Annotated in this window: 27 protein-coding genes and 1 pseudogene; 12 read left to right on the top strand and 16 right to left on the bottom strand. The window is 67.3% G+C overall.

Features of this window, described 5'->3' with window-relative positions; translation table 11 throughout:
- The first annotated feature begins 40 nt into the window (after positions 1-40).
- The 5 genes from NWFMUON74_RS20245 to NWFMUON74_RS20225 all read left to right on the top strand — a co-directional run bounded on the left by NWFMUON74_RS20245 (position 41) and on the right by NWFMUON74_RS20225 (position 3,803).
- Positions 41-958, top strand: coding sequence for an ABC transporter ATP-binding protein (locus tag NWFMUON74_RS20245; RefSeq protein ID WP_187683415.1), 918 nt, complete (start codon positions 41-43; stop codon positions 956-958).
- A gap of 45 nt (positions 959-1,003) precedes the next feature.
- On the top strand, positions 1,004-1,843 hold the full coding sequence (locus NWFMUON74_RS20240; protein ID WP_187683414.1) for an ABC transporter permease subunit: 840 nt from the start codon (positions 1,004-1,006) through the stop codon (positions 1,841-1,843).
- A gap of 208 nt (positions 1,844-2,051) precedes the next feature.
- Positions 2,052-2,990: a sodium:calcium antiporter gene (locus tag NWFMUON74_RS20235; RefSeq protein ID WP_197986882.1), complete on the top strand. Its 939-nt coding sequence runs from the start codon at positions 2,052-2,054 to the stop codon at positions 2,988-2,990.
- A 187-nt stretch (positions 2,991-3,177) separates the two neighbouring features.
- Positions 3,178-3,627 (top strand): hypothetical protein, encoded by a 450-nt coding sequence (locus NWFMUON74_RS20230; RefSeq protein ID WP_187683413.1) that lies wholly within the window; start codon positions 3,178-3,180, stop codon positions 3,625-3,627.
- 23 nt (positions 3,628-3,650) lie between these two features.
- Entirely contained in the window at positions 3,651-3,803 is a 153-nt protein-coding gene (locus tag NWFMUON74_RS20225) for a hypothetical protein (RefSeq protein ID WP_187683412.1), read from the top strand.
- 83 nt (positions 3,804-3,886) lie between these two features.
- Here NWFMUON74_RS20225 and NWFMUON74_RS20220 read toward each other — a convergent pair whose 3' ends face one another.
- Together NWFMUON74_RS20220 and NWFMUON74_RS20215 are read right to left on the bottom strand one after the other, a co-directional pair.
- Complete coding sequence (locus NWFMUON74_RS20220; protein ID WP_187683411.1) at positions 3,887-5,536, bottom strand: ABC transporter permease; 1,650 nt, start codon at positions 5,534-5,536, stop codon at positions 3,887-3,889.
- Positions 5,533-6,450: an ABC transporter ATP-binding protein gene (locus tag NWFMUON74_RS20215; protein ID WP_187683410.1), complete on the bottom strand. Its 918-nt coding sequence runs from the start codon at positions 6,448-6,450 to the stop codon at positions 5,533-5,535. Before NWFMUON74_RS20215 ends, NWFMUON74_RS20220 begins: the two co-directional genes overlap by 4 nt.
- A 93-nt stretch (positions 6,451-6,543) precedes the next feature.
- Between NWFMUON74_RS20215 and NWFMUON74_RS20210 the strand changes: the two genes are divergently transcribed.
- Together NWFMUON74_RS20210 and NWFMUON74_RS20205 are read left to right on the top strand one after the other, a co-directional pair.
- A complete protein-coding gene (locus NWFMUON74_RS20210) occupies positions 6,544-7,053 on the top strand; it encodes a GbsR/MarR family transcriptional regulator (protein WP_232110476.1) in 510 nt (169 codons plus the stop codon).
- Between the two features lie 16 nt (positions 7,054-7,069).
- Positions 7,070-7,588, top strand: coding sequence for a GbsR/MarR family transcriptional regulator (locus NWFMUON74_RS20205; RefSeq protein WP_232110475.1), 519 nt, complete (start codon positions 7,070-7,072; stop codon positions 7,586-7,588).
- Positions 7,589-7,616: 28 nt separating this feature from the next.
- On the opposite strand, the gene NWFMUON74_RS20200 is transcribed toward NWFMUON74_RS20205, so the two are convergent.
- From NWFMUON74_RS20200 to NWFMUON74_RS20170, 8 genes and pseudogenes are all read right to left on the bottom strand, one after another.
- Positions 7,617-8,303, bottom strand: a complete 687-nt coding sequence (locus NWFMUON74_RS20200; protein WP_197986881.1) for a potassium channel family protein — start codon at positions 8,301-8,303, stop codon at positions 7,617-7,619.
- Positions 8,296-9,087, bottom strand: coding sequence for a potassium transporter TrkG (locus NWFMUON74_RS36610; protein WP_269475285.1), 792 nt, complete (start codon positions 9,085-9,087; stop codon positions 8,296-8,298). Before NWFMUON74_RS36610 ends, NWFMUON74_RS20200 begins: the two co-directional genes overlap by 8 nt.
- A 10-nt stretch (positions 9,088-9,097) precedes the next feature.
- Positions 9,098-9,566: pseudogene (locus NWFMUON74_RS36605) on the bottom strand (potassium transporter TrkG); the annotation flags it as partial.
- A 266-nt stretch (positions 9,567-9,832) separates the two neighbouring features.
- Positions 9,833-10,225 carry a DoxX family protein gene (locus NWFMUON74_RS20190; protein WP_187683408.1) on the bottom strand — a complete coding sequence of 131 codons (393 nt, stop codon included), beginning with the start codon at positions 10,223-10,225 and terminating at the stop codon, positions 9,833-9,835.
- Positions 10,226-10,398: 173 nt separating this feature from the next.
- Positions 10,399-10,635 carry a hypothetical protein gene (locus NWFMUON74_RS20185; RefSeq protein ID WP_187683407.1) on the bottom strand — a complete coding sequence of 79 codons (237 nt, stop codon included), beginning with the start codon at positions 10,633-10,635 and terminating at the stop codon, positions 10,399-10,401.
- Positions 10,632-12,248: a cytochrome bc1 complex cytochrome b subunit gene (gene qcrB, locus NWFMUON74_RS20180; RefSeq protein ID WP_187683406.1), complete on the bottom strand. Its 1,617-nt coding sequence runs from the start codon at positions 12,246-12,248 to the stop codon at positions 10,632-10,634. Before qcrB ends, NWFMUON74_RS20185 begins: the two co-directional genes overlap by 4 nt.
- A 147-nt stretch (positions 12,249-12,395) precedes the next feature.
- On the bottom strand, positions 12,396-13,439 hold the full coding sequence (locus NWFMUON74_RS20175; RefSeq protein ID WP_187683405.1) for a hypothetical protein: 1,044 nt from the start codon (positions 13,437-13,439) through the stop codon (positions 12,396-12,398).
- A gap of 34 nt (positions 13,440-13,473) precedes the next feature.
- Positions 13,474-14,433 carry an RNA polymerase sigma-70 factor gene (locus NWFMUON74_RS20170; protein ID WP_232110474.1) on the bottom strand — a complete coding sequence of 320 codons (960 nt, stop codon included), beginning with the start codon at positions 14,431-14,433 and terminating at the stop codon, positions 13,474-13,476.
- Between the two features lie 256 nt (positions 14,434-14,689).
- On the opposite strand from NWFMUON74_RS20170, the gene NWFMUON74_RS20165 reads away from it, so the two are divergent.
- Both NWFMUON74_RS20165 and NWFMUON74_RS20160 read left to right on the top strand, forming a co-directional pair.
- Positions 14,690-15,880 carry an NAD(P)/FAD-dependent oxidoreductase gene (locus NWFMUON74_RS20165; RefSeq protein WP_187683404.1) on the top strand — a complete coding sequence of 397 codons (1,191 nt, stop codon included), beginning with the start codon at positions 14,690-14,692 and terminating at the stop codon, positions 15,878-15,880.
- 114 nt (positions 15,881-15,994) lie between these two features.
- Positions 15,995-16,924: a zinc-binding dehydrogenase gene (locus NWFMUON74_RS20160; protein WP_187683403.1), complete on the top strand. Its 930-nt coding sequence runs from the start codon at positions 15,995-15,997 to the stop codon at positions 16,922-16,924.
- Positions 16,925-17,346: 422 nt separating this feature from the next.
- Here the strand turns inward: NWFMUON74_RS20160 and NWFMUON74_RS20155 are convergent, their stop codons facing one another.
- Positions 17,347-17,667, bottom strand: a complete 321-nt coding sequence (locus NWFMUON74_RS20155; RefSeq protein WP_187683402.1) for an LppU/SCO3897 family protein — start codon at positions 17,665-17,667, stop codon at positions 17,347-17,349.
- A gap of 321 nt (positions 17,668-17,988) precedes the next feature.
- The gene (locus NWFMUON74_RS20150) at positions 17,989-18,381 is read right to left on the bottom strand and encodes a DoxX family protein (protein ID WP_232110473.1); all 393 of its coding nucleotides are present in this window, start codon (positions 18,379-18,381) and stop codon (positions 17,989-17,991) included.
- 292 nt (positions 18,382-18,673) lie between these two features.
- Between NWFMUON74_RS20150 and NWFMUON74_RS20145 the strand changes: the two genes are divergently transcribed.
- Positions 18,674-19,864 (top strand): NAD(P)/FAD-dependent oxidoreductase, encoded by a 1,191-nt coding sequence (locus NWFMUON74_RS20145; protein ID WP_187683401.1) that lies wholly within the window; start codon positions 18,674-18,676, stop codon positions 19,862-19,864.
- 212 nt (positions 19,865-20,076) lie between these two features.
- A complete protein-coding gene (locus NWFMUON74_RS20140) occupies positions 20,077-20,658 on the top strand; it encodes an Rv1733c family protein (protein ID WP_187683400.1) in 582 nt (193 codons plus the stop codon).
- Positions 20,659-21,243: 585 nt separating this feature from the next.
- Here the strand turns inward: NWFMUON74_RS20140 and NWFMUON74_RS20135 are convergent.
- On the bottom strand, positions 21,244-21,666 hold the full coding sequence (locus NWFMUON74_RS20135) for a nitroreductase family deazaflavin-dependent oxidoreductase (RefSeq protein WP_187689290.1): 423 nt from the start codon (positions 21,664-21,666) through the stop codon (positions 21,244-21,246).
- A 130-nt stretch (positions 21,667-21,796) separates the two neighbouring features.
- A complete protein-coding gene (locus tag NWFMUON74_RS20130; RefSeq protein WP_187683399.1) occupies positions 21,797-22,426 on the bottom strand; it encodes a TetR/AcrR family transcriptional regulator in 630 nt (209 codons plus the stop codon).
- A 198-nt stretch (positions 22,427-22,624) separates the two neighbouring features.
- Here NWFMUON74_RS20130 and NWFMUON74_RS20125 point away from each other — a divergent pair, with 198 nt between their 5' ends.
- Positions 22,625-23,239, top strand: coding sequence for a class I SAM-dependent methyltransferase (locus tag NWFMUON74_RS20125; RefSeq protein ID WP_187683398.1), 615 nt, complete (start codon positions 22,625-22,627; stop codon positions 23,237-23,239).
- 63 nt (positions 23,240-23,302) lie between these two features.
- Here NWFMUON74_RS20125 and NWFMUON74_RS20120 read toward each other — a convergent pair whose 3' ends face one another.
- Together NWFMUON74_RS20120 and NWFMUON74_RS20115 are read right to left on the bottom strand one after the other, a co-directional pair.
- Complete coding sequence (locus NWFMUON74_RS20120) at positions 23,303-24,001, bottom strand: hypothetical protein (protein ID WP_187683397.1); 699 nt, start codon at positions 23,999-24,001, stop codon at positions 23,303-23,305.
- Between the two features lie 314 nt (positions 24,002-24,315).
- Positions 24,316-25,011: a class I SAM-dependent methyltransferase gene (locus tag NWFMUON74_RS20115; RefSeq protein WP_187683396.1), complete on the bottom strand. Its 696-nt coding sequence runs from the start codon at positions 25,009-25,011 to the stop codon at positions 24,316-24,318.
- Positions 25,012-25,220: the final 209 nt, after the last annotated feature.

Below are 25,220 nucleotides of genomic sequence, written 5' to 3'. Positions count from 1 at the left end.
TATCTTCACAAATCTCTGAAAGTTCGTTAGTGTGTGGGTCATGAGCAACGCCATCGAGATCCGCGACCTCACCAAGACCTACGGGACGCGTCGCGGCTTGGCCGGACTGACCCTCGACGTCCGCGAAGGGGAGGTGTTCGGTTACCTGGGCCCCAACGGTGCCGGGAAGTCGACCACCATCCGGCTCCTTCTGGACCTGATCCGGCCCACCTCCGGCTCGGCCACCGTGCTGGGCCTGGATCCCCGTGCCGACGGTGTCGCGATGCGGCGCCGGATCGGTTACCTGGCAGGTGATTTCGTTGTCGACGGCCGCCAGAGAGTGCGGGACTGCCTGCGGTTCCTGGGTGACCTGCGGGGCGGTGTCGCGCAGCACCGCATCGATGACCTCGCCGCCCGGCTCGGTCTCGACCAGACCGCGACGATCAAGAGTCTGTCCAAGGGCAACCGGCAGAAGGTCGGGCTGGTCCAGGCGTTCATGCACACCCCTGAGCTGCTGATCCTGGACGAGCCCACGTCGGGACTGGATCCGCTGGTGCAACAGACGTTCCTGGAAATGGTCACCGAAGCCGCCGCGAACGGCCAGACGGTGTTCATGTCCAGTCACATCATGGACGAGGTCGAAGCCGTGGCCGACCGTATCGCCATCCTGCGCGACGGTGCGGTGGTCGCACTCGACACCGTCGCCGATCTCCGCGCGGGCGCCACCAGGCGGATCGAAATCCGGTTCGCCGCACCGGTTGCGGTCGACGAGTTCTGTGCTCTGCCCGGTCTGGTGGACCCGGTTCTCGATGATTCGGGCACGGTGCTGCGTGCCCGGCTGACCGGTACCCCCGATGCGGTCGTCAAGGCCGCGGCCCGGCACACCGTGACCGCGTTGCTCACCACCGAGCCGCATCTGGACGAGATCTTCCACAGCCACTATGCGAGCGCCGATGCCGCACCACAGCCCGCGGCCTGACTTCTAGACACAACCCAACTCGTACTCCGATAAGGAATTCGTGCCATGACCACCGTATCCGCCGCTGTCGTGCCGATGATCGAGCCCGCGATGGCCACCGCTCGCACAGTTGTGCTCACCAAGACCCTGCGCGTCAACCGCCGCGGTCTGCTGGGCTGGACCGCCGGGATCACGCTCGCCGCGGTGATGTACGCGTCTTTCTATCCGCAGATGGCGGAAAGCGGTGCCGCCCAAGCGGAGAACATGCCCGAGAGCCTGCGCAGCGCGCTGCATATGGAGGACATCGGCTCGGCGGCAGGGTATCTCGGTTCCACAGTGTTCGGGTTGATCGTGCCGTTGCTGGCGATGTTCTTCGGTGCCGCGGTCGGCGCACGCGTTACCGCCGCCGACGAGGAGTCCGGCACCCTGGATCTGCTGCTGGCGCACCCGATCACGCGAACGTCGTTGATACTGCAGCGTTTCGCCGCACTGGTGCTGGCGGCCACGGGCATCGGTGTCGTGCTGTGGCTGGCGATGCTCGCCATCCGCGGCGGGGCCGACCTGACCGCGATCGGCGCCGGGCAGTTCGCCGCCCAATGCGTGCATCTGATCCTGCTGACCGTCACCTTCGGTGCCTTGGCCACCGGTATCGGCGCCGCTTCCGGACGTCGCGCCGTGGTGTTCGCGGTCACCGCGGTCGTCGGTGTCGCGGCCTACGCGGCACACGCCTTTGCCGACCAGATCGGCCTGGGATGGGCCGCTTACCTGTCGCCGTTCCACTACTACATCGACAGCGAACCACTGCGGAACGGCTTCGGCTGGACCGGCCTGCTCGTCCTGGCCGCCGTGTCGGCCGTTCTGGTTACCGCAGGGACGTACCGGTTCAACCACCGCGACCTCGCCTGACCTCAGTGATCGGCTCGCCGGCTCGCAACACCGAGGCGGTGAGCCGATCACGCTGTTCCTCAGGCCACGCGGCACACCGATTCGCGTGGGCCCGCACTCGTGGGAGGGCCGCTCATCGCGAGACCGTTACGATGAAGATCGAGGAGCGGGCGGACGGGACGGCGCCTGCCGAGGGTGGGAGGGTCGTCTGCTCGTTCAGGTTCTCGGTGTGCTCGCCGGGCTCGCCGTTCTTCCGCTCGCCGCCGACCAGCTGGTGCTGGGGGCTGCGCGCGTGGCCCGGCAGCTGCGCGTGGCACCCGCGATCGTCGGTGTCATCATCATCGGATTGGGCACGTCCGCACCGGAATTCGTCGTCTCCGGCACCGCTGCCGGGACAGGAAACGGCGGCATCGCCGCCGGGAACCTGGTGGGCTCCAACATCCTCAACATCACGCTCGTGCTCGGTGTGGCCGCTCTCGCCGGCACGGTCAGCGCGACCTCGGCAGTCATCAACCGCGAGGTGTTCGTTTCCACGGCCGCCGTCGCACTGTTCGCCGCGGCCATGCTCATCGGCCTGAACCTGTGGACCGGACTGCTGCTGTGTGCCGGTGCCGTCATCGCGATCACCGCGCTGGTGCGCTGGGCCCGCACCGACCAGAACAACCTCGCGGTCACCGAGCAAGCCGTCGAGTTCACCACGACCGGCTCGGACACGCCGCCGCGCGCGGGCCGCGAGATGGCGCGCACCGCAGCAGGATTGGCCGGGGTCCTGCTCGCCGCGCAACTGCTGGTCAGCAACGCCGCGGCGATCGCCACCCGGTTCGGAGTCCCGCAGGTCGTCATCGGCGCCACCCTCGTCGCGCTCGGTACCTCGATTCCCGAACTCGTCGCCGCGGTGCAAGCCCAGCGCCGCGGTGAGACCGAATTGCTCATCGGAAACGTCTTCGGCAGCAACATGTTCAACAGCCTCATCGGCGGCGGCCTCGTGGGAATCCTCACCGGGCCTGGCGACTCCGTCCCCATCCGGACCGTCCTCGTCCTCGCCATGGTCGCCACTACCGGTCTCGCCTGGCTGCTGCTCCGCCGCGACCTGCGGCTGACCACCGCCGAAGCCGGTCTCCTGCTCCTCGGCTACATCGCAACCCTCCCGCTGATATTCACATCCTGAGCTGCACAGGCGAATTCGGAGCAACGGACCGGGCACCGTCATCGACGTAGGAAGCGAGCCGGCGAATATCACGAAGCGCGAGCGGCGACATCATCACCACCGATGGTGGCCTGAAACCGGTGTAGCTGCTGCCAGACGGCCCGGCATGACGTGTATCGGATCGGTAGGCGGGCCTTATGATCCGGCAGTGCTGGATCTGCTTGGGCCGTTGCTCGCTGGTGTGGCGTCCAGTGCGGTGTTCGGGGCTGTGGTGGGGGCGGCGTACCACCATGTGATCGTGCCGTTCAACGAGGCGTTCCGGTCCTACGGTGGTCCGGTGTATACCGGTCGCCGTGCGGCGCGGGTGGTCGCGCACACCTGCCGGGATGACCACGAGCCGGTTGCCTGCGGGTGTCCGCCGCGACGGTTGCGGTCGGTGGTGGAGTATCGGGGCGCGGATTGGCTGACGCGGCGCCACCACGTCCCGGGCCGGTACCCGGTCGGCTCCGAGATCGTTGTCCGTGTCAGCTACCGGAGCAACCGCGCTTATCCGCTGACATGGATCACGGTCGTTCGCTGTGCGGTCTTCGGCGCGCTCGCAGGCGCCGGTGCGGGCCTGTTGTACGCGACCGTGCTGGCGGTCATGCTGGCACTGTAGCGATTTCGTGAGGCGAGGAACGTATGTCGAGCGGCGGTGAATCCGGTCTGTGGGAATCGATGATGGTCGTGGCGGCCCTGCTGTGGCTGTCGGGCGCTGTGGTGGTCGTGGTCGGCCTGGGCGTGGGCTGGGGGAGAAGCCGACGCCGTGGACGCGACCGGAAGCCACACGATTAGCGTCCGCCGAGTCCCGACGTGCAAGCGCTGCCTGCCTGCAATCCCGAACGGATGGTGTTCGTCCGGGTCGCAGGCATACCAGGCTATTTCGTGTCGAGGTCGCGGCGCCGGAACAGGTACCCACCGACCGCGGCGAATGCGGCGGCGAGGCTGGTCAGGGTGATCAGCGGTGGCCACGACACAGGTTCGAGTGGCAGACCGGCGACGTGCTCGAAGGGTGACAGATTCATCACCGGCTGCGGCAGATTCATGATGGGCCCGAAGAATCCGAGAATCATCGAGAAGCCGAACAGTGCCCAGGCCGCGCCGATGGCCGAGGGCAGGACACCGAACAGCAGGGCCGCCACCGCGAGGACGACCAGAACGGCCGGAAGATAGGCGAGGTGTGCGCCGGTCACCTTCCACAGGTAGCCGGCGTCGCCGATCGAGATCGCCGCCGACGACCCGAGCGCGACGCCGGTGAGCAGCAACAGGATGGCGGCGCCGACGGCGAGGACGCCGATCCAACTGCCGAACAGTGCCCAGCGTCCGGTGCCGGTGGCGAGAACGGGTTCGGCGCGGCCTTTGGTCTCCTCGCCGCGGAGCGACTGCACGCCGAGAATGGCGAAGACGACGACCAGCAAGGCGTCGAAGATCGCCATCGTGCTGACGTAGCCGTCGAGCATGCGGTCGGGGTTGCCGCCCATGATGTCGATCATCTGGTCGGGGAGGTCTTCGAACGAGTCGACGAGGGTCTTGGTGAGTGCGCCGTAGAGCAGCCCGGCCGCTGCCAGCGCGGCGCCCCAGCCGATGAGACTGGCTCGTTGCAGCCGGAAGGCCAGTGCGACAGGAGAATTGAGCCATGCGGCCGCGCGGGGGTGCCCACGCCGAGGCGCGACGAGGCCGGCATCGAGGTCGCGGCGCGAGGACAGGACATAGCCGAGTGCGGCTGCGGCCGCGGCGAACAGCCCCGACAGGGCCAGCGGCCACCACCGCGGGTCGACGTAAGCACGGGTTTGCTGCGACCAGGCCAGCGGGGACAGCCACGACAGCGCGCTGCCGCCCTCCCGGATCGAGTCGCCGGCCGCGCGCAGGACGTAGGCGACGCCGAGGCCCAGCCCTGCCAGACCCGCAGCGGCGCGGGAGTATTCGGTGATCTGGACGGTGATCGCGGTGATCGCGGCGAAGACGAGCCCGGCCGCCCCGACACCGGCGCCGAACAAGGGCGCGCCGCCGGTGTCGAGCCCGGCGACAGCGAAACTGCCCGCCACGAAGACCGACAGGATCGCGTTCGCGGCGAGGGCCACAGCGAGCGCGGCGGTCAGTTGGGCGTGGCGGCCGACCACGTTAGCCCGGATGAGTTCGGCGCGGCCGGTTTGCTCCTCGACACGGGTGTGCCGGGAGACGAGCAGGATGTTCATCAGCGCGGCCAGCAGCAGGAAGTACAGCCCGTAGACCGCGACGATCACCGACTCGACGGTCGGGTGGTCCAGACCGTAGCCGGGACCGGAGATGAGGGCGCCCATTGTGCCTTCGGCGAAGCTGCTGATGGCTTTCAGATCCTCCTCGGTCTGATAGGTCTGCGGCAGCACGCTGGCGTAGTACAGGCCCATGATGGTGATGCCGAGGATCCACGCCGGTAGTTTGACGCGGTCACGGCGCAGCATGAATCGGATCAGTGTGCCGGTGCCGGTGAACCGGCCCCGGCCGACCGAAACCCTCCTGCCGATGGCTTCTCCGGTCGATACGGTCATCGTTCCGCTCCCGCGTTGCCGTTGGCGGCGAGTTCGTCACCGTAATGGCGCAGCATCAGCTCTTCGAGAGTGGGTGGATGGCTGGTGAGCGCGCGCAGACCGGCGGCACTGAGTGTGCCGATGGCCGCATCGAGCGCGGGTCCGTCGACGTCGAACCGGATCCGGCCGTCATCGGTGACCACATGGTGGACCCCGTCGAGGTCGTGAAGTCCGTGCACCGGCCGGGCGGTCACCGCCTCGACGGTGGTACGGGTCAGATAGCGCATCTCGGCCAATGTTCCCGATTGCACGATCCGGCCGAGCCGGACGATGCTGACCCGGTCGGCCAGTTTCTCCACCTGAGCGAGGATGTGGCTGGACAACAGCACCGTCGTGCCGGCGGCTTTCGCTTCGTGGACGACGTCCTGGAACACGACCTCCATCAGCGGGTCCAGCCCCGCGGTCGGTTCGTCGAGCAGCAACAGTTCCACATCGGAGGCGAGGGCGGCGATGAGGGCGACTTTCTGGCGGTTGCCCTTGGAGTAGGTACGGCCCTTCTTGGTGGGGTCGAGATCGAAACGCTCCACGAGCTCGTCGCGGCGGGCCTCGTCGAGCCCGCCGCGCAGCCGGCCGAACAAATCGATCGCCTCGCCGCCGGTCAGATTGGGCCACAGCTCCACGTCGCCGGGCACATACGCCAGACGGCGGTGTAGCTCGACCGCGTCGGTCCAGGGGTCTCCGCCGAGCAGCGACACCGTGCCGTGATCGGCCTTGAGCAGGCCGAGCAGTACGCGGATGGTGGTCGTCTTGCCCGCTCCGTTGGGGCCCAGGAATCCGTGCACCTCGCCGCGGGCGACGTCGAGGTCCAAGCCGTCGAGTGCCTTGGTGGGGCCGAAGGATTTGTGCAGTCCGGCGATGGCGATCGCGTTGTCCATGCCGAGATCGTACACATGTTTCACAAATTTGTGAATCTACTTAAAAGCTATGATGTAGCTGGTCGTTGGATGTTTCCGAGTGGAGGTGAGCGAGTGTCGGCAGCGCCGGAGGATCGCCAGGAGGAAGCCGTCCTGCGATTCGTCGAACAGTTCGCGCTGCTGCTCACCGAATCGGGGATGCCGCGGATGTCGGCGCGGGTGTTCGCTTATGTGCTCGCCGACGATGCCGAGCGGTACACCGCTCAGGACTTGTCGCGCGGATTGCAGGTCAGTGCCGCAGCGATCTCCGGTGCCGTGCGGCACCTGACGCTGATCGGCCTGCTCGGTCGCGAGCGTGAGCCCGGCGCGCGGCAGGACACCTACCGTGTCTACGACGACGACGTCTGGTTCGCGATCACCATGCAGCGGCAGGAGGCGCTGGACCGGTCGGTGCGATTCCTCACCGAAGGCGTCGAGTTGCTCGATCGTGCCCGCCCGGGTGGGCGGCGGGTCCGCGAAACACTCGAGTACTACCGGTTCATGCGCGCTGAATTGCCGGAAACGATGCGACGATGGCAGCGGCGCCGCCGGGAGCTGTTCCCGGAGGCATACCCATCGGACTGACGGAGAAGAGGGCACAGTGGCGGATCCGGACGCGGCGCATCCAGGAGACGCCACCGTGCGCTTCGTGGAGAAACTCGCGCTCGGTCTGGCCGAGATGGGCTGGCCGCGCACGCCCGCGCGGGTGTTCGCCGCGCTCATGATGTCCGAGCAGGGCCGATTGAGTGCCGGTGCGCTGCGATCGACGCTGTCGGTCAGCGCTGCCGCGGTCTCGGGCGCGGTGCGCTACCTCGAACAGGTCGGGTTGGTGACCCGCGAACGCGTGCCCGGCGAACGCCGCGACACCTACCGGCTGCACGACGATTTCTGGTATGCCAGCTTCCTCAAACGAGACCGGATGATGAAGTTGTGGTCCGAAACCGCCAGTGAGGGCATCGATCTCGTCGGCGCGAATTCTCCGATCGGTCGTCGGCTCACCGAGATGCGCGACTTCTTCGACTTCTTCGCCGCCGAGCTGCCCGCGCTGTTCGACCGGTGGCACGCTCGACGACTCGCCGGGAACGCCGCGAGCCCCGGATCAGCCGACTGCGCTTCGTAGCCGACAGCGCGCCTTCGACGCGGGGTCGTCAGACGAGGTCGGCGAAGGATTCCACGCAGGCGATGCTGCCGGAGACGATCAGCTGGTCGCCGTGGGCGACGACGGTTTCGGGTGTGGCGTAGGTGAATTCGCCGCCGCGGCGTTTGATTGCCACGACCGTGACATCGAAGTGTTCGCGAAGTCCGCTCTCGGTGAGCGTCGTGCCGATCACCGCGTGCGGGGCAGTGGTGCGCACCATCGCGTAGTCGTCGTCGAATTCGATGTAATCGAGCATGCGCCCGGTGACCAGGTGCGCGATGCGTTCACCCATGTCGAACTCCGGCAGGACCACGTGGTGGGCGCCGATACGCTCGAGGATGCGGCCGTGCTGGCGGCTGTTGGCCTTGGCCCAGATGCGCGGGATGCGGAAATCGACCAGCAGAGAGGTGGTGAGGATGCTGGCCTCCAGGTCACTGCCGATACCCACCACGGCATGCGGGAAGTCGGCCACGCCGAGCTGTTCGAGCGCGTCGGGGTCGGTGGTGTCGGCGACGGCGACGTGGGTGAGTTCGTCGGAATACTGTTGCACCAGACGAGGATCGGCGTCGATGGCCAGGACTTCGGAGCCGTGCTCGACGAGCTCGTGGGCCAGTGAGGCGCCGAAGCGGCCGAGCCCGATGACCACGACCCGGGTGGTGGGATGCTTCGGGGGTTTGGTGAACGATGTCCTAGCCAACGATGGGTCGCTCCTCCGGTAGTTCGTAGCGCCGTTCGTGCTCGCGCAGTGCGAGCGCGGACGCCAGGGTGATCGGCCCGACGCGGCCGATGAACATCACGACGATCAGCAGCAGCTGGCCGGTGGCAGGAAGGCTCGCGGTGATGCCGGTCGACAGGCCGACGGTGCCGAACGCGGACACCACTTCGAACAACACCGCATCGAGCGGTCGGTCCGACATCCACAACAGCGTCATGGTCGCGACCAGGACGACCGCCACACCGAGCAGGGCGACAGTGATCGCCTGCCGCTGGACGGTCGCGGCCAGCCGCCGGCCCATGACGTGGACGGTCGGCTGGCCGCGAATCTCTGCGGCCACCACGAACGCCAGCAACGCGAACGTGGTCACCTTGATTCCGCCCGCGGTGCCGGCGCTGCCGCCTCCGACGAACATCAGCGCGTCATTGACCAGCAACGTGGTGGGATGCATCGCGCCCATGTCGACGGAATTGAAGCCGGCCGTGCGCGGGGTGGCGCCGTGGAAGGCACCGGTGAGCAGCTTTCCCGGAAGTGACAGCGGTCCGAGAGTGCCGGGGTTGCCCCACTCCAGCGCGGTCACCAGCATGATCCCGGCCACCAGCAGTCCGAAGTAGGTGAGCACAGTGATCTTGGTGTGCAGCGACCAACCCGGCAGCCGTGTACCGCGGCGGCGGGCGGCGATCCAGCGCGTCGTCTCGAACACCACCGGGAATCCGAATACCGCCCAGCATGAACGCGACGGTGATCGGCACGATCGTCCACGCATCGGTCGCGTGCCGGACGAGGCTGTCCTCGTGCAGTGCGAAACCGGCGTTGTTGTACGCCGAAATGGCGTGAAACACACCGTAAATACACCGCGGAACCGAACGACTCGCTCGTCGTGGCCAGACGGCGGGCAGCAAGGACCGCGGCGACGACCACCTCGATCACCAAGCTCATCGCCAGCACTCCGCGCACCACGCGCCGGGTTTCGCCCAGCCGCAGTGTCTTCGTTTCGGCTTGGGCGATCAGCTGCATACGTAACCCCATCCGGCGAGCGGGCAGCAGCCCCAACAGTGAGGCAGCGGTCATGATGCCCAAACCACCGATCTGGATCAGCCCGAGCACCACGGCTTGCCCGAGCGGCGACCAATAGGTCGCGGTATCGACCACGACCAGCCCAGTGACGCAGACCGCCGACGTGGCGGTGAACAGGGCAGTGATCAGGCCGGTCCAATCGCCGGTGCGGGAGGACACCGGAAGCATGAGCACCAGCGCCCCGACGATGTTCATGACCAGGAACCCGGTGACGGTCAGCCGGGCCGGGTGGCCCAGCGGGCCCAGCCTGGCCACGATCGGCACAGCAGTGCGGCGCATGACGTTCAGTCGCCGAGCGCAGCCGGCGACGCGGCTGCCGTGCAGATTCTGAACAATGGCTCCTCACAGGTCATTCGGGCGCTCGTCGCCGGTCGCGCGGTGGGCATCGACGGTTTCGGCGCATGCCGCCCGCAGTGTATCCGGCGTCGCCGGGGTCAGCCGATGAAGGACTCGGGGCCGAACCGGCCCCAGGCGACGAAGGCCGCCAGGGCGAGGTAGACCAGGTTCAGCGCGACATATCTGTACTGTCCGTAGCGGGCGTGGGTGGCCATCGCGCCGATCATCAACAGGATCCAGCAGACCGCGGTCACCGCCACCATGATCGGTGCGATGTCGAGCACAGCGGGCAGGGTGAAGCCTGCCGCGGCCAGTATCTCGAGGACCCCGAGGGTTCTGACGAACCCCGCGCTGGCGTGCTGGGTCCAGCCGCCGCCGGACTTCGCGCCCAATTCGTCCAGCTTGTTCTTCGGCATGAAGGTCTTGGTCGCGCCACCGGACAAGGCGAGCGCCGCGAGTAGCCCTGCGACGATCCAGAGAGCGAGGTTCATGAGCTTCTCCTCATGGCTTGCGGGCGTGCCGATTGGTCCTCGATGCGGCCGAGCCGTTCGCCCGAAGGGTGTATTCGATCGAAACCAGACACCGCCGGCAGGAGGCGTGTGACGCCGGGCCGTGGTGGCGTGTGCCACACCACTGCTGCCGCGGCTGGTATGTCAGCGGAGCATTACTCGGTGGTGTATTTGCAGATCAGGTCGTAGGCGCAGGCCGCGTCCTCAGGGAACACAAGTACCCGCAGGCACCCGCTCCGCATCTGGGATCGGGCTGTCGTGGCGCGGATTCCGCTGGCGCGGAGCATGTCGCGGATGTAGTGAGCGGCGTCCTCGGTGGCGGTTGTCGCCACCGGGAACAGCAAGCCGTAGTCGTAGGCGGTAGTTGCGGCGCCACGAGCGCGCGGCCTCATTCGCCGCTCCCCACATTGTTTCGGTGCCGCTGGATCTGGCGCAGCACGGCCAGTTGCCGACTCTCCTCGGCATGTTCGGACGCCGCGAGGCGCTGGGCCTCGGACTCGGGGTCGGGGCGCAGGAACGATCCTCGGCCGGGCTTGCCGGCCGCGCCGAGCGCGTTCATCTTTTTCCGCACCGGCGCGCCCTGGTATTCCAGCCGGGCCGGGTGGCCGTGCTCGTCGGCCGGCCCGAGCGGCTGGTGCATCTCGATGTACTCGCCGTGTGGCAACCGTTTGAGCAGGCCCGTTTCGATGCCGTGTTCGAGTACGGCGCGGTCGCTGCGTTGCAGGCCCAGGCACATCCGGTAGGCGAGGTAGTAGGAGATCGGCGGGCCGAGCAGTACTGCGATGCGGAAGAACCAGGTGGTCGCGTTGAGCGAGACATGGAACTGCAACGCGATGATGTCGTTGACGCACGCCAGGGTCAGCACCAGATAGAAGGTCAGTGCCATGGCTCCGATCGCGGTGCGCACCGGGACATCTCGTGGCCGTTGCAGCAGATTGTGATGCGCGGTGTCCTTCGACAGCCGCTTCTCGATCCACGGATACGCGATCAGGACGGCGAGCACGAGCGCCATCATCAGGGCGACCCAGAAAGGGGCCGGAATCGTGTAGCGCCCCAGATAGATTTCCCACGGCGGCATCAGGCGGACCATGCCGTCGGTCCACATCATGTAGAAGTCCGGTTGCGAACCCGCCGACACCTGGGAGGGGTTGTAGGGGCCCATATTCCAGATCGGGTTGATCTGGAGCAGGCCGCCCATCAACGCGACCGTCGCGAGGGTGAACATGAAGAACGCGCTCTGGTCGAGGGAGAACACCGGCACGATCCGCGTTCCCACCACGTTGTTCTCGGTGCGTGCCGGGCCGGGGAACTGGGTGTGCTTCTGGTACCAGACGATGCCGATGTGGGCGATGACCAGCGCCGACATGATCGCGGGGAACAGCAGGACATGGGTGATGTACAGGCGCGGAATGATGAGGGTCCCGGGGAAGTCGCCGTCGAACAGCATCCAGTGCAGCCAGGTGCCGACCACGGGGATCGACAGCGTGATGCCGGAGAACGCCGCGCGCAGCCCGGTACCCGACAGCAGGTCGTCGGGCAGCGAATAGCCGAAGAAGCCTTCGAACAGGGCGAGTATCAGCAGCAGCGAGCCGAGGACCCAGGTGATTTCACGCGGGCGGCGGAACGCGCCGGTGAAGAATATCCGGCACATGTGCACGATCATCGACGCTACGAACAGCAGCGCTGTCCAATGGTGCAGCTGCCGCACGAACAATCCGCCGCGGACCTCGAAACTGATGTTCAGTGCCGACTCGTAGGCCCGCGACATGGTCAGTCCCCGCAAAGGCTGATACGCGCCGTCGTAGACGACCTCGCTCATCGACGGGTCGAAGAACAACGTCAGGTACACACCCGACAGCAGCAGGATGATGAAGCTGTACAGGGCGATCTCACCGAGCAGAAACGACCAGTGCGTGGGAAAGACCTTGTTGATGGAGCGTTTGACGAATGCGGCCGCGTGATAGCGCTGGTCCGCCGCATCCGCACCGCGCAGCACAGTACTCATTGCTTCCTGGCCTCCTGCTCGTCGACGATGGCTGGCAACAAGACACCGCAGGCCGCCGATCCATGACACACCGTGACCCGAATCACTGACAGTCGGATGTGCGGAGACTGGGAGATACCCGAGCGGGGAGATCCCAGGTTTGCTCTGTCACCGCAGGACAGCGTCTTCGGCCGCTGCTGATGCAGGTGGTTCGTGCCGAAGTCCACGTCGGCGGTGTGCGCGCACGGTGCCGACAGCGCACAGTGCAATGCCCAGTAGGATCCAGGCGACCAGGACAGCGACGGCCGATGCCGCCCCGCGGCCGTCGAAGAACGCGGTCGAGCGCAGTAGCCGGCCGCCCGCCCCGGGTGGCAGTAACTGTCCGAGTGCGCCGGACCAGCCGGGCAGCATCTCCGGAGCGGTGGCGGTTCCCGAGAGCGGGTTGCCGATGAGCATCATGATGACGGCACCGATTCCGATCCCGGCGTACCCGAATGTCGATTCGAGTCCGAGGATGGTCACGGAGGTGGCCGCGATGCTCACGGCGATGGCACCGGCGTTGGCGAGATAGCAGCCGCTCAGCGAGCCGAACCAGAATTGCAGTATCCCCGCGATCGCCAGGCCACCGGTGATGGCGAAGAGCGACGCCCCGACGACGCGGCGGTCGGTGCCGCGGACGAGCCGGGTGAGCACCACCGCGGCGAGCAGTCCGCCCATGACCAGCGGGAGTGCGCCCGCGGCGAGGCCGGCGCCGCGCGGGTCGGCCGCGGGGAGTGCGGCGAGGTCTCGGACCGGCATCGGCGTAGCCGCAGTGCTGTCGTGTCCGAGCCCGTTCGCCATGGTCTGCAAGGTTTGGGCCACTGCGGTGCCGGCGGCGGAAGCGATGAGGATCTGCGGGGAGCCGGAGGTGAGGTCCACGGCTCCGTACACCTGCCGGTCGCGAATGAGTTCTTCTGCGCGGGCGGTGTCGGCGACTTCGGTGATGTCGAACGCGTCCGGTGCTCGCTGTTGCAGCGCGGTCCGGATCTGGGCGGCTGCGGGCGCCGGTCCGGCGACAGCGATCGGGACGTCGTGCACCGAGGACCGCACCGAGGGCCAGGCGAAGGCAACCAATAGTGCGCTGGTCACCGCGGTGAGCACGATGACCGCGCTGATCACAGTCGGCCATCGGGACGGAAATGAGCTGGGGCTCAGCGGTGCTCGCGCGATCATGCCTAATCCTTCAACCGTCGAATGGTGGCTGGTGTCAGTGCAGGGTGAGTGGGTTTTCGGTATCGATATGGGTCAGTTTGTGCGGGTTGCGGACGAAGTAGAGACCGGTGATGCGGGTGTCTTCGACGCGTACGGCGAGAACCCCGTCGAGTTCTCCGTCGATGTGCAGCGCCAGCGCGGGCCCGGCGTTGATCGCGGTCGTGGTGACCGTCAGTGCGATGTTGTGTTTGGTCAAGCCCGTGACGATGAACCGCGCGACCTTCTCCGCGCCGATGACGGGCCGCGGGTTGGCCTGTTTGATGCCGCCGCCGTCACTGATCACCACCACGTCGGCGGCGAGGACGTCGAGCAGGCCCTGCAGGTCACGGGTCTCGAGGGCCGCACGGAACGCTTCGACGACCGCTCGCGCCTCGCCCGCGGTGACTGTGCGGCGCGGTCGGCGGGCCTCGACGTGGCGGCGGGCACGGTGGGCGATCTGATGTACCGCAGCCACCGACTTGTCCACCGCGGCGGCGATCTCCTCGTAGCCGAGACCGAACGCCTCGCGCAGCACGAACACCGCACGCTCGGCCGGCGCCAGGGTTTCGAGCACCACCATCAGACCCATCGACACGCTCTCGGCGAGTTCGACATCGGCGGCCACGTCCGGGGCGGTGAGCAGCGGTTCGGGCAGCCAGGAACCCACATACGCCTCACGTCGGCGTTTCGCCGAGCGCAGTCGGTTGAGCGCTCGCCGCGTGGTGATCCGGACCAGGTAGGCCCGCTGGCGCTCGACGTGGACGGTATCGACTCCGACCCAGCGCAACCACGTTTCCTGCAGGACGTCGTCGGCATCCGCCGCGGACCCGAGTATCTCGTAGGCGACGGTGAACAGCAGATTACGATGCGCGACAAAGGTTCTTGTCGCCACGAAGACGGCGTGGCCGTCTGCGAGGCCGGTACTCTCGTCGCGGGCCTGCCGCCCACCGAATTCGCCTGCCGCGGACATGTTCATTGGTCGCTCCGCATGTTGTCGGGCGGCCCGTCAGGGCCGACTTGTGGCTGATAGCCGTGCCATTACCCTCGGCCGTCCGGTCTCGCCGACTTCGACTTGGGACTCCTTCCGAGCCGCAGGGCGACAACAAGACACCGCCGCGCCGAAAAACCTGACATCGTGTGGGGCAGGTCACAACAGTGGTGATGGCTGTCAGAGAATCGTGGCGAGCGGTGTCTTGTTCGGCGAGTACACGAATCCGACAGGAGTCTCAGCCATGAAGCACCGCATCGTCGTTCTCGGGGCCGGATACGCCGGAGCATTCTCCGCGACATTCCTGGCGCGACAGCTCCACCCCGACGATTTCGAGATCACCGTGGTCAACGCCGAACCCGATTTCGTCGAGCGGTTGCGGCTGCATCAGCTCGCGGCCGGGCAGGAGCTACGCCATCGGCCGCTGGACAAGGTCTTCGCGGGCACCGGCATCCGGCTCCGGCTGGCCCGCGTCATCGGTCTCGACCCCGAGCATCGAACTGTCACCGTCACCGAGGGCGGCGAGACCAGTCGGCTCGGCTACGACACCCTGCTCTACGCGCTCGGCAGCAGCATCGCCGATCACGGCGTGCCGGGCGTCGCCGAGCACGCTTACCATGTCGCGGCGCGGCCGGCCGCGCTGCGCCTGCGCGCACACCTGGACCAACTCGGCGAGGGCGGGCAGGTGCTGGTCGTCGGCGGCAATCTGACCGCGATCGAGGCCGCCACCGAACTCGCCGAATCCCGTCCGGGGTTTCGGGTCGGCCTTGTCACCCGCGGCGAACTCGGCGGCTGGCTGGGCCCCAAGGCGCAGCGCCACATGCGCCGTGCGTTCGACCGATTCGAGATCACCGTCCACGAGCACGCCCCCATCGAACGCGTCGAGAAAGCTGCCGCGATCGCCGCCGACGGCACCGGCTTCACCGCGGACGCGATCGTGTGGGCCGCGGGCTTCGCCGCGCACCCGATCGCCGCCGCGAGTGGCCTGCGCGTGGAACCCAACGGGCAGATCACCGTCGACCGCCAGATGCGGTCGGTCTCGCACTCGAACGTTTACGCTGCCGGTGACAGCGCCTTCGTCATCGGCGACAACGGTCTGCCGTATCCGATGTCGTGCGCCTCGGCGGGCCCCACCAGCAAAGCGGCGACAGCGGCGATCATCGGTGACCTGACCGGGCGCAGGGTCGCGCCGACCACGTTCTCCTACATCGGCAACCACATCAGCCTCGGCCGCAAGGATGGACTGTTCCAGTTCGTCGACGGTGCCGCGCGAGCCAAGCCCGGAGCGCTGCGCGGCCGGACGGCCGCGCGCGTCAAATCGGCGATCATCGACACCGCCGCCTGGGCCGTCAGCCACCCGACATTCGGAAAGCCCGATCACAAGTACCGCCTGACCGAAGCCGGCAAGCACTCGCCCAGCGAGGCTCCAGCGTAGCCCGCCCTTCACGAACACCACTTCGGTGTGTGCCGGAGTGATTGTGCCGCAACTTTTTTCGCAACACCCGGCTCGAGCAGCGCTCGGCTGGCTACTTACCCGGAGGTATCGCGCATGCGCGCTGTCGTCGTCGATCCGAATACTCCCAGCCGACTCGCGCTGGGTTCCGCACCGGATCCCGTTCCCGCGTCTTGTCAGGCGCTGCTGCGGGTCACCCATTCGTCGCTGAACCCGGCCGAACTGTATTTCGCCCAGCACAGCGCGGCCGGGACCGTACTCGGCTTCGACGCGGCGGGCATCGTCGTCGAGGCGGCCGCGGACGGTTCGGGGCCACAGGTCGGCAGCCGTGTCGTGTCCTACGGCGATCGGGGCGGCTGGGCGGAGCTACGGGCCGTCGACACCCGCGACCTCGCAGTGGTGCCCGGGGAGGTGGACCTCGGGGTCGCGGCAACCCTGCCCGTGGCGGCGGGCACGGCCCTGCGCGCACTCGAGCAAGCCGGTCCGCTGCTGGGCCGGCGAGTTCTGGTCACCGGGGCCGCCGGTGGAGTCGGCGGTTTCGCCGTACAGTTGGCGGCCCTCGCGGGCGCCCACGTGGTAGCCGTGGCGGGACGGGATACCGATCGTGCCGGACTGCTCGAGTTGGGCGCGCAAGCCGTGGTGACGGGCCTGGCGGACCTGGAGCCCGTCGATGTCGTCGTCGATATGGTCGGCGGAGAGCACATGGCCGATGCCTATCGCTTGCTCACCTCCGGCGGATCGTTGCAGAGTGTCGGCTGGGCTTCCGGACAGCCCGCCGTGCTTCCGGTCGGCTCCACGCTGGGTTACCCCCGGCCCGTATCGATCGCCTCTGTGTACAACGGGTCGGGGCTCGACGACCGGCGGCGGCAACTGGAAATACTCGTCGGCTTGGTCGCAACCGGTGCGCTGCGTCCCGTCATCGTGTGGCGGGACAGCTGGACCGAAATGGAGGCTGCGGTCGCCGCCCACCGCGCACACAGCTTGCGCGGTAAGGCTGTCTTCGACATAGCGGCGCCGAGAAGCTGAAGCACGACTCCACCGCCTCTGCCGTGCCGGTCGGCCGAACCACGGGATCCGGCCTCTCGGTTCGTCCGTTCACCGACATGAGATCGGTGGTCGGCCGAACCAGGGGATTGCCTCCGGCTCATCACGGATCCCGTCAGGCGCGCGTGGGCATCGCGCCGACCGGAAATCGTGGGCGATGTTGCGGCGCAGGGTGTTCAAGACGGCATTCGGCGGGAAGACCCACTGCTACGGCATGACCGCACCCGGGTGCGGTCATGCCCGGACCAACAGTGTTGTCGAGCGGGAAAGTCCACAGATTCCGCAGCATCGACAAATGATCAGGCCACACCAGGCACTCGGCGAACGAGCACCCCAGCATGACCACACCGGTTGCGGGCATCGAAGGATCACTCGATAAACAGCACGCGAGTGTCAGCGCAAGGTCACTTTACCGCCAGGCACAGCGTGAACTCCTTCGATCCGGACCGGCGGGTAGTCGTGTAGTACTTGACCGCCTCAGGAAAGGGCCCGCAGTCGCCGAGGCCCTGCGCCGCTCCATGGTCGAGGCGCGCGAGCACTCGGTACGCGGCCTCGGCGTCCTCGCACGCCACGACCTCGACCAAATGGACTCGCTCACGGTACTTCTCGGTTTGAGCCTTGCTCGGCTCGCTGTAGCCCAGGCAACTGCCGACCTTGGCATTGACCGGGTGACTGGGAAATCGGCAACCGCCCAGGAGCAAAGCCCCGGCAATCGTCGTCGCCACGATCAAGCTTCGCAGCACCCCCTTGCCTCCCCTCGATAAGTGTCGATTGCCTAGCGATCTGTGGCACCAAAGCCATTGAACCGCATCGGGGATCGACCCGGGTGAGGGAAGGAATCCGGGTATACCGCGACGGCAATTGCCAAGCGAATCGACTGTACTCGCTCGATCGGAATTCTCTCGACGCACGTGGCCTGGGGCCGGTGTAACCCCGTCTGTCCCGGTGTCGCTCAGCTGCGGCCGCTCAGTGCGATTCCGGTTTGCGCCGGTCACACTGCTGACTGCGGATTCGGTCCGACGTACATCTGCGTCGATTGTCGCCGCTCAGCCGGTGAAAGATTCGGGACCGAAGCGGCCCCAGGCCACGAAGGCGGCCACGGCGAGGAGAGCGAAACACAGCACGACGTACTTGTAATGCCCGTACCGGGCGTGGGTGATGATCCCGCCGATCATCAACAGAACCCAGCAGACGGCGGTCACCGGCACCATCACCGGCGCGATGTCGAGCGCCGCAGGCAGTGTCAGACCCGCCGCGGCCAGTATCTCGAGGCCCCCGAGGGTTCTGACGAAACCAGTGCCGGTGTTTTCGGTCCAATCCGATGCCTCGTCCAGCTTGGCCTTGGGCAAGAACACTTTGGTGGCGCCGCTGAACAGGGCGAGTGCGGCAAGCAACCCGGCGACGATCCAGAGGGTGAGGTTCATGAGCTTCGCTTTCATCAGCCGGCGGTTCTGGCCTGGCATCGTGGGCCGAACCGATCGCCGCCGACGGTCGGTCGGCAATGCCGTTGGTCGGAGATGAGACACCGCCAGTCGCGATTTTCTGACAGCGTCGGCCAGTGACCTGGATCACTGAGGCATCTTTCCGCCGACGGTGGCCCCGCGGAACCGTGGCGTGTCGATAGCCTGCAAACCCGCATGTCGAACGGAATTATGACCTGTTTCACAACACGTCAGGATTCTCGCCGACGCGGTGTCTTGTTCTCGACCCTCTCGAAGTGAAGGAGACACCATGGGCAAGGGCATCGAGGTAGTCGTGGTCGGCGGCGGGTACGCCGGAGTGATGGCGGCCAATCGTCTACGTCAGCGGGAGGACGTGTCGGTGACAGTGATCAATCCGCGGCAGGTCTTCGTACCGCGGCTGCGGCTGCACCAACTGGTTGGCGGTACCCATGACGCGGTTGTCGACTATCAGGAGGTACTCGCTGAGGGCGCCGAGTTGCTGGTCGGCAACGCGACGCACATCGACGCGGCCGAACGCACCGTGACCCTCGCCGAGGGCGGCAGCATCGGCTACGACTACCTGATCTACGCAGTAGGCAGCCACAGCGGTGGCCCGCAGGTACCGGGCGCGGCCGAATTCGCTTATCCGGTGGCCACTCTGGAAGCAGCACAGCGGCTGCGATCGGCGCTTCTCGACACACCTACGACAGCCAGGGTGACGGTCGTCGGGGGCGGTCCGGTGGGTATCGAGACTGCTGCCGAACTCGCGGCACAGGGTCGCAATGTCAGGCTCGTCTGTGGCGGGGTGGTCGGCCCGTCCCTGCACCCCAGCGCTCGGCGCACGGCGCGCAAGTACCTCGCTCGACTGGGTGTCGAGGTGATCGAGGGTCCGGATACCTCGGTCACCTCGGTGAGTTCGGGAACCGTGGAACTCGCCGACGGTCGCGTCCTGGCCGGGGAGGTCACCGTCTGGGCCGCGGGCTTCGGTGTTCCGGATCTGGCTGTCCGCAGCGGGTTGCGGACCGACGCCGTCGGGCGAATGCTCACCGACGAGACGCTGACCAGCGTCGACAGCGATCGCATCGTCGCGGCGGGCGATGCGTCGGCCCCATCGGACCTGCCGTTCCGGATGAGTGCCTACATCGCTGGATGCCTGGGTGCGCACGCCGCCGATACGGTGCTGGCCCGAATCGCGGGCAATCGAGCCGCGCCGGTCGACCTGGCATTCCAGGCCATGTGCTTCAGCTTCGGGCGTGGTGCCGGGATTTTCCAACTCCTGCATAAAGACGACACGGCGAAGCGTTTGTACTTCACCGGGTTCATGGGCCGCAAGCTGAAGGAATTCTCCTGCGCCGCCAGCGTCAAGCACCTGGTGACCGAGGCGCACAAGCCCGGGACGCACCACTGGCCGAAAGATGGTGACCACCGGCCCGCGTTGCTACGCGCCCGCAACGAGAACGTGTCGGCACAGCACACCTAGACGCCCGGCTTCGCCAGTGACTGTCCCGCACCGCGTCCCGTCGGAGGGTGTGCGGAGCGGAGTGGGCCGAGGCAGATGCGGCTGGCGGTCCTGGTCGTCCAGGCGCCGGGGACTCGGCCGTTCGGTGCTGCCGGAGTGTGCTGAATGCCTGCGCGCCAGCGCTTCTCGGGTGGTGATGACGTCGTGTCCGGTTTCGCCTACGATTCGCGATCGTGTGGTTCGGGCGGGGATGGCCGTCGGCGGTGTCGGCGGCGGGACGTATGTGGCGCAGTTCGCCGTGGAGCCGTAATCCGCTGATCCGGCGGTCGGATCGGCTGCTCGCGGTGATCACGTTGCTCGCTGTGGTGTGTTGTGCGGTGGCTGTGCCGGTCGCCGGTGTCATCGGGTATGGGCGTTACAGCACCGCGGTGCACCGGATGGCGGCGGAGAAGGCCGCGCGGTCGCTGGTGACGGCGACGGTGGTGGCCGACGCGCGCTACGTCCGGGCTGCGCGGCGGGCCGAGGCGTCGGTGCGGTGGCGTTGGGGCGGGCGGGTCCGGACGACGACGGCGCGGGTGCCGGTGGACGTGGTGCGCGGTGATCGGCTCGAGCTGTGGGTCGATGACGACGGCGCCCTCGCCCCCGCTCCGGGTTCGCCGGCCGGCGCAGCCTGGGCGGGTGTCGGGGGTGCGCTGGTCGTTCTGGTGGTTACCGGGGTCGCGGCGGCCGGGGTCGTCGAACTGACACGGTGGGGAATCACGCGGCATCACGCTGCGCAATGGGATGCCGCATGGCGCCGTGACGGTGGTCTGTGAGCCGCGGGTGCGGTGGCCGTCCTGTCACGGTCCGATCGTGGAGCGACGCGACAGACTCGCCACGAGCTGCGGCGGGATGGGTAGTTTGGACGGTATGCGGGTGGGTGTTCTCGGTCCGCTCGAGGTTGAGTGCGGGGCACGGATCGTGGCGATCGGCGGCGCGCGGATGCGCGCTGTGCTCATTCGTCTCGCGCTCGGCGCGGGGACCGTCGTGCCGGTGGCTGCGCTGTGCGAGTCTCCGGTTCGGTAAACGAAAACGGCGAAGTTCTTGGTGATCACGGTCGGAGGATTTCCGTGTCCGGTCACGGGCAAGCAGGTGGTGCCGTGGCCGGGAGTTCCGGGCGCTCGTCGATCCTGAATCGGTCGCGCGACAAGGCACCGCACCGAGTGAACACGGGGGACGTTTCTCAGGTCACTGTAGGGCCCGCCGTGAAGGGCCGTGGACGTCGCGTACCGTTTGCCGTTAGCTGATCACGGCGAGCAGCTGATGCGACGCGCCTGTTTCCGGGTGCCCGGGACCATCGTCGTCCAACGGGTCGCGTTCGAGGATGCCGTACGCGGACAACCATGCTGCTGAGCGACCCGTCAGCGTCCGGTGATTCGGAGCATGACCATCGGGAGGCCGGTGCCGCGGTCGTCGATCGGCGCCCCCAGTGTGTTCTCGATCGCGGGTTTCATCGTCTGCCAGGCGCGTGTATGAGCGGTGATGTAGGAGTGCAGCGCGGCGGCGGTTTCGTCGGGGTCGAGGGTCCGTGCCATCGCGTCGGCCGGGCCGTGGTGGCGGACCCATACCCGCGCTCGGGGATCGGCGCGGAGGTTGCGGAACCACTGGGAACGGTCACCGAAACCGGAAACCACCACGTAGCAGTTTTTTTCGGGCGGGTCGATCACTTCGAGCACCACGTATCGGCGGGCACCGGACCGGCGTCCGGTGTGTTCCAGCAACAGCATCCGGGATCCGAACAGGAATCCCAGCCGGGCGCGGTACAACCAGATCGGGGCCCGCATCAGTCGGCGGTTGCGCAACGCGCGGGTCGCCAGCCGGACAAGGGTATCGGCGACGGCCGAGGGCAGAACCGAGTTGTGCGACACGGGAAAACCTCTTTCGGGCAGAACATAGGCGGACTACGCAGCGAGATCACAAAGTCTGGTCGCCGGGCACACCCCGCAATCCGGTGCGATATACCGTCAACACCTCACCGGCCCAGCGGCGAATACCGTCGCGCGACAGCGGATCCACCCCCAGCACTTCCCCCAGGCGCGCCCGCAGCAGGATGACCGCCAGATCATTGACGAGCAGGAACGCCGCGCGCACCGCCGGATCCTCGCCCGGATCGGCGTGCCCGGCGCGGCCCATCGCCTCGAGCGTTTCGACGCTGGCCGTGTACAGCCGCTCGAACAACGCCGTGGCCGCAGGGCCACCGTGGAGCAGCATCCGGCCGAGGTAGGCCGGGATCGGGGAATCCGGCGGCAACTGCTGAACCAGTAATTCGGTCATCGACGGCACCGCATCGGCCGCGAAGGGATCGCTGTCACCCGGCGCGGCGATCCCGCCGAGCAGGGACTCGTAGACGGCGGTCACATGGGCGTCGACCGCGGCCCGCAGCCCTTCCTTGGTCTTGTAGTGGCGCATGACCAGCGCCGGTGACACACCCGCTGCCGCGGCGACATCACGAACGGTCACCACATCGGGCCCGTGATCGGTGAACAGCCGCAGTGCCTCGTCGCGGATCCTCGCTCGCGCGGTCCGATCATCGGGTGAACTCATGTTCACTATGGTAAACAATTGTTCACCTGATTGTCGAGGTGCGGAAGGGGCCGCGATTCGAGGGCGAGCGATCCGGCTCGAGTCCGGCCGCGAGGATAGGCGATTCCGCCGATGCCGGAGGCACGCAATACTGCCTGCGTGACGACCCGAACTGGCAAACTTCGCACACGCGAACGCTGTCGAGGAGGAGATGTCCGAATGGAGAGGCAACCGGCTCCCGTTGTCAACCATCACGCGGGCCGACCCGGCTTTTCGGGACCGATCGGGCTCGTGGTGGGGCTCGGCATGTACGTTACGGGTCGTCGCCGTGCCCGGACGGTAGCCGAACTCGTCGCGGTGGGGGGCGACGACCACGTGGTGGACATCGGGTGCGGTCCCGGCGTTGCGGTAGCAGCGGCCGCGCGGCGCGGCGCCCGGGTGACCGGCGTGGACCCGTCGCCGATGATGTTGCGTCTGGCCCGGAATCTTGTGCGTGGGAATGAGATTCGATGGGCAGAGGGCGCGGCGGAGAATTTGCCGATACCCGACGAGGTGGCCACGGTGGCGTGGGCGATCTCGACGGTACATCATTGGCCTGACATCACTGGCGCACTGGCGGAGGTCCGTCGGGTCTTGACCTCCGGTGGTCGGTTCGTAGTCATCGAGCGGCTGTCTCCGGTCGGTGCGACCGGGCTGGCGAGTCATGGCTGGACCGAGGGCCAGGCGCAGTCGTTCGCCGAGCAGTGCCGCGCCGCGCATTTCGCCGACCTGCGGGCGGACCGCTATACGGTGGGCGGGCAAGCTTTCTGGGCGGTTCGTGCCAGTCGATCCTGACGGGCCACCGCAGCTCCTGTCCCGGCGGCGCGGATGATATCGCGATTGTTCAGGCTGGCCGGGCTATGCCGATGCATCCCGGCTGGTTGCGGATGGCAGTGCGGTGACGGCCTCGCTGGTGCCGCGAATCGGCATGATCGAGGTCACCACGATCACGACGGAGCCCAGCGCGGTGATGCTGGCGAGCATCGCGGCGGCGCCGGGGCTGACACTCGCGACCTCGCGAATATTGACCGAACCCTTGCCGGACAGCAGATCACGCAACCCACCGGTGCGCGGTCCCTCGACGAGGGTCTTGAACGCCGCCCCCTTACCGTTGAGGTAGAGCAGGGTGCAGAACACCGACAGTGTCTGCGCGGCGCTGCAGCCCAGCACGAGCAGGGCGAGTGTGGCTCGCCCGTCGCGCAGATACAGACCGACCGCGAGGATCGTGATGATCGCTGCTGCTGCGGTGAGGACTCCCCAGGCGGCGCTGATGTGCGTCGGATACACACCCTCACCCCACGTATGCGCGATGTTCGCGCCGGTGGAGTGCTGAGCTCGGCCGAAGGCGTCGGCCAGCACCCGCCCGCTGGGTCCCTGTGCGATCAGCCAGGGCTGGAACAGGAGGACCGTCGTGGTGAGGCTCAGCGCCGCTGCGCAGAGGAAACCCCAGTACGCGCGCAGATCACGACCCGACAGCGCGGGATCGCTGACCTGTCGCCCGTATACGGGCCGGCGAAGGCCCGTGTCATTGCTACGCCGCAGATTCGACTGAACCATCTTCTGAGACCAAGGACTTGTTGCATTCGCTGAGCGGTGCGGCGAACGAGGGCCGCCTACCATCGTCGGCCGGATACGTGGTTCGCATCGGTGGGGTATTGGACGACCACCGGAATTACCGAGACTCACGCATAGCGCCTTCCACACCACGGTATCACCCGGGGATGGCCACATGGCGGTTGCGAATTGTCCCTCGAACCACCGCAGCCGGTGACGGTCGTTCCCGCAACCCGCGTGCCAGGCGTCGAGCGGCCGGTCAGATTTCACCGGTTGCGCTGAAACTAAGGCTACTTCGCGGCGTGATGCTGTTGGAGTTACCCAGGCGCTCCCGGCGCTGCTTCACCCTTGGCCGGGTCGCGTTGCCGCGGCCAGCCGGATGAGTCTTCGATTTGCTGGTGGGCCTGGCGGATTCGACGGCCACTGACCATGACCGCGACGGAGCCGTACGGTAGCCAGTCGACCTCGAGACGTTCGAGGGGGCTGTGCTCGAACTGCTCATGTAATCGGGTGGCTGCCTGTCCGGTGGTCAGGGAGAAGTAGGACGGGCGCACGTAGGCCAGGGTCAGTTGTCCGCCGGGGCGCAGATGCTGGGTCAGGTGTGCGATGACGGATTGGCTGTCGGTCCAGTACTGCCAGATGTTGATGCCGTAGATCAGGTCGTAGCTGCCGCGCAGCGTGTCCGGGTTGGTGACATCCCCACAGTGCAGGTGTAGACGTCCGGATTCGATATGGCGGCGGTTGCGTCGGTGCGCCTGCCGGCTCATCACCGGCGACAGGTCGATACCTGTGACGTGTCCTCGGGGCACCCGGGTACAGACCTGTCCGAGGGTGACGCCGGGGCCGTGGCCGAGTTCGAGAACTCGTGTGTCGGGGGTGATCGGAAGGCGGGACAATACCCACCGGCTGCGCAGGCGGTAGCGCGGGTGATGTGCCATGACCGCTCCGGCGATCACGCCCAGCGCGCCGCGCGGGCAGGCGAAGTGGGGGGCCAGCACATCGGAAAGGGCCATCGGGCGAGCGTCGCGACGGGTGCGGGGCTTCGACTGGGTCGGCATAGATCCTCCTGGCTCGCACGGCGATCCGATACGCCGACCAGGCTTCCCGGCACTCCGGTCGCCGACCATACCGCAGGTCCCGCCCGGAGCGGCCGAGTACGCGCACGTGTCGGACGGTGGTACCCGTCGCTCGACGGCAATCCACGCGGACGCGAACGCACAGT

The organism is Nocardia wallacei, assembly GCF_014466955.1.
Classification (GTDB): Bacteria; Actinomycetota; Actinomycetes; order Mycobacteriales; family Mycobacteriaceae; genus Nocardia; species Nocardia wallacei.
This window is presented reverse-complemented; position numbering and strand designations above follow the sequence as displayed.

What these genes read in the sequence shown, in the direction of transcription:
- NWFMUON74_RS20245 (WP_187683415.1), top strand. Translation starts at nt 41, where the DNA reads ATGAGCAACGCCATCGAGATCCGCGACCTCACCAAGACCTACGGGACG.
- NWFMUON74_RS20240 (WP_187683414.1), top strand. Translation starts at nt 1,004, where the DNA reads ATGACCACCGTATCCGCCGCTGTCGTGCCGATGATCGAGCCCGCGATG.
- NWFMUON74_RS20225 (WP_187683412.1), top strand. Translation starts at nt 3,651, where the DNA reads ATGTCGAGCGGCGGTGAATCCGGTCTGTGGGAATCGATGATGGTCGTG.
- NWFMUON74_RS20220 (WP_187683411.1), bottom strand. Translation starts at nt 5,536, where the DNA reads ATGACCGTATCGACCGGAGAAGCCATCGGCAGGAGGGTTTCGGTCGGC.
- NWFMUON74_RS20215 (WP_187683410.1), bottom strand. Translation starts at nt 6,450, where the DNA reads ATGGACAACGCGATCGCCATCGCCGGACTGCACAAATCCTTCGGCCCC.
- NWFMUON74_RS36610 (WP_269475285.1), bottom strand. Translation starts at nt 9,087, where the DNA reads ATGCGTGGACGATCGTGCCGATCACCGTCGCGTTCATGCTGGGCGGTA.
- NWFMUON74_RS20190 (WP_187683408.1), bottom strand. Translation starts at nt 10,225, where the DNA reads ATGAACCTCGCTCTCTGGATCGTCGCAGGGCTACTCGCGGCGCTCGCC.
- NWFMUON74_RS20185 (WP_187683407.1), bottom strand. Translation starts at nt 10,635, where the DNA reads ATGAGGCCGCGCGCTCGTGGCGCCGCAACTACCGCCTACGACTACGGC.
- qcrB (WP_187683406.1), bottom strand. Translation starts at nt 12,248, where the DNA reads ATGAGTACTGTGCTGCGCGGTGCGGATGCGGCGGACCAGCGCTATCAC.
- NWFMUON74_RS20175 (WP_187683405.1), bottom strand. Translation starts at nt 13,439, where the DNA reads ATGATCGCGCGAGCACCGCTGAGCCCCAGCTCATTTCCGTCCCGATGG.
- NWFMUON74_RS20170 (WP_232110474.1), bottom strand. Translation starts at nt 14,433, where the DNA reads ATGAACATGTCCGCGGCAGGCGAATTCGGTGGGCGGCAGGCCCGCGAC.
- NWFMUON74_RS20165 (WP_187683404.1), top strand. Translation starts at nt 14,690, where the DNA reads ATGAAGCACCGCATCGTCGTTCTCGGGGCCGGATACGCCGGAGCATTC.
- NWFMUON74_RS20160 (WP_187683403.1), top strand. Translation starts at nt 15,995, where the DNA reads ATGCGCGCTGTCGTCGTCGATCCGAATACTCCCAGCCGACTCGCGCTG.
- NWFMUON74_RS20150 (WP_232110473.1), bottom strand. Translation starts at nt 18,381, where the DNA reads ATGAAAGCGAAGCTCATGAACCTCACCCTCTGGATCGTCGCCGGGTTG.
- NWFMUON74_RS20145 (WP_187683401.1), top strand. Translation starts at nt 18,674, where the DNA reads ATGGGCAAGGGCATCGAGGTAGTCGTGGTCGGCGGCGGGTACGCCGGA.
- NWFMUON74_RS20135 (WP_187689290.1), bottom strand. Translation starts at nt 21,666, where the DNA reads ATGCGGGCCCCGATCTGGTTGTACCGCGCCCGGCTGGGATTCCTGTTC.
- NWFMUON74_RS20130 (WP_187683399.1), bottom strand. Translation starts at nt 22,426, where the DNA reads ATGAGTTCACCCGATGATCGGACCGCGCGAGCGAGGATCCGCGACGAG.
- NWFMUON74_RS20125 (WP_187683398.1), top strand. Translation starts at nt 22,625, where the DNA reads ATGGAGAGGCAACCGGCTCCCGTTGTCAACCATCACGCGGGCCGACCC.
- NWFMUON74_RS20120 (WP_187683397.1), bottom strand. Translation starts at nt 24,001, where the DNA reads ATGGTTCAGTCGAATCTGCGGCGTAGCAATGACACGGGCCTTCGCCGG.
- NWFMUON74_RS20115 (WP_187683396.1), bottom strand. Translation starts at nt 25,011, where the DNA reads ATGGCCCTTTCCGATGTGCTGGCCCCCCACTTCGCCTGCCCGCGCGGC.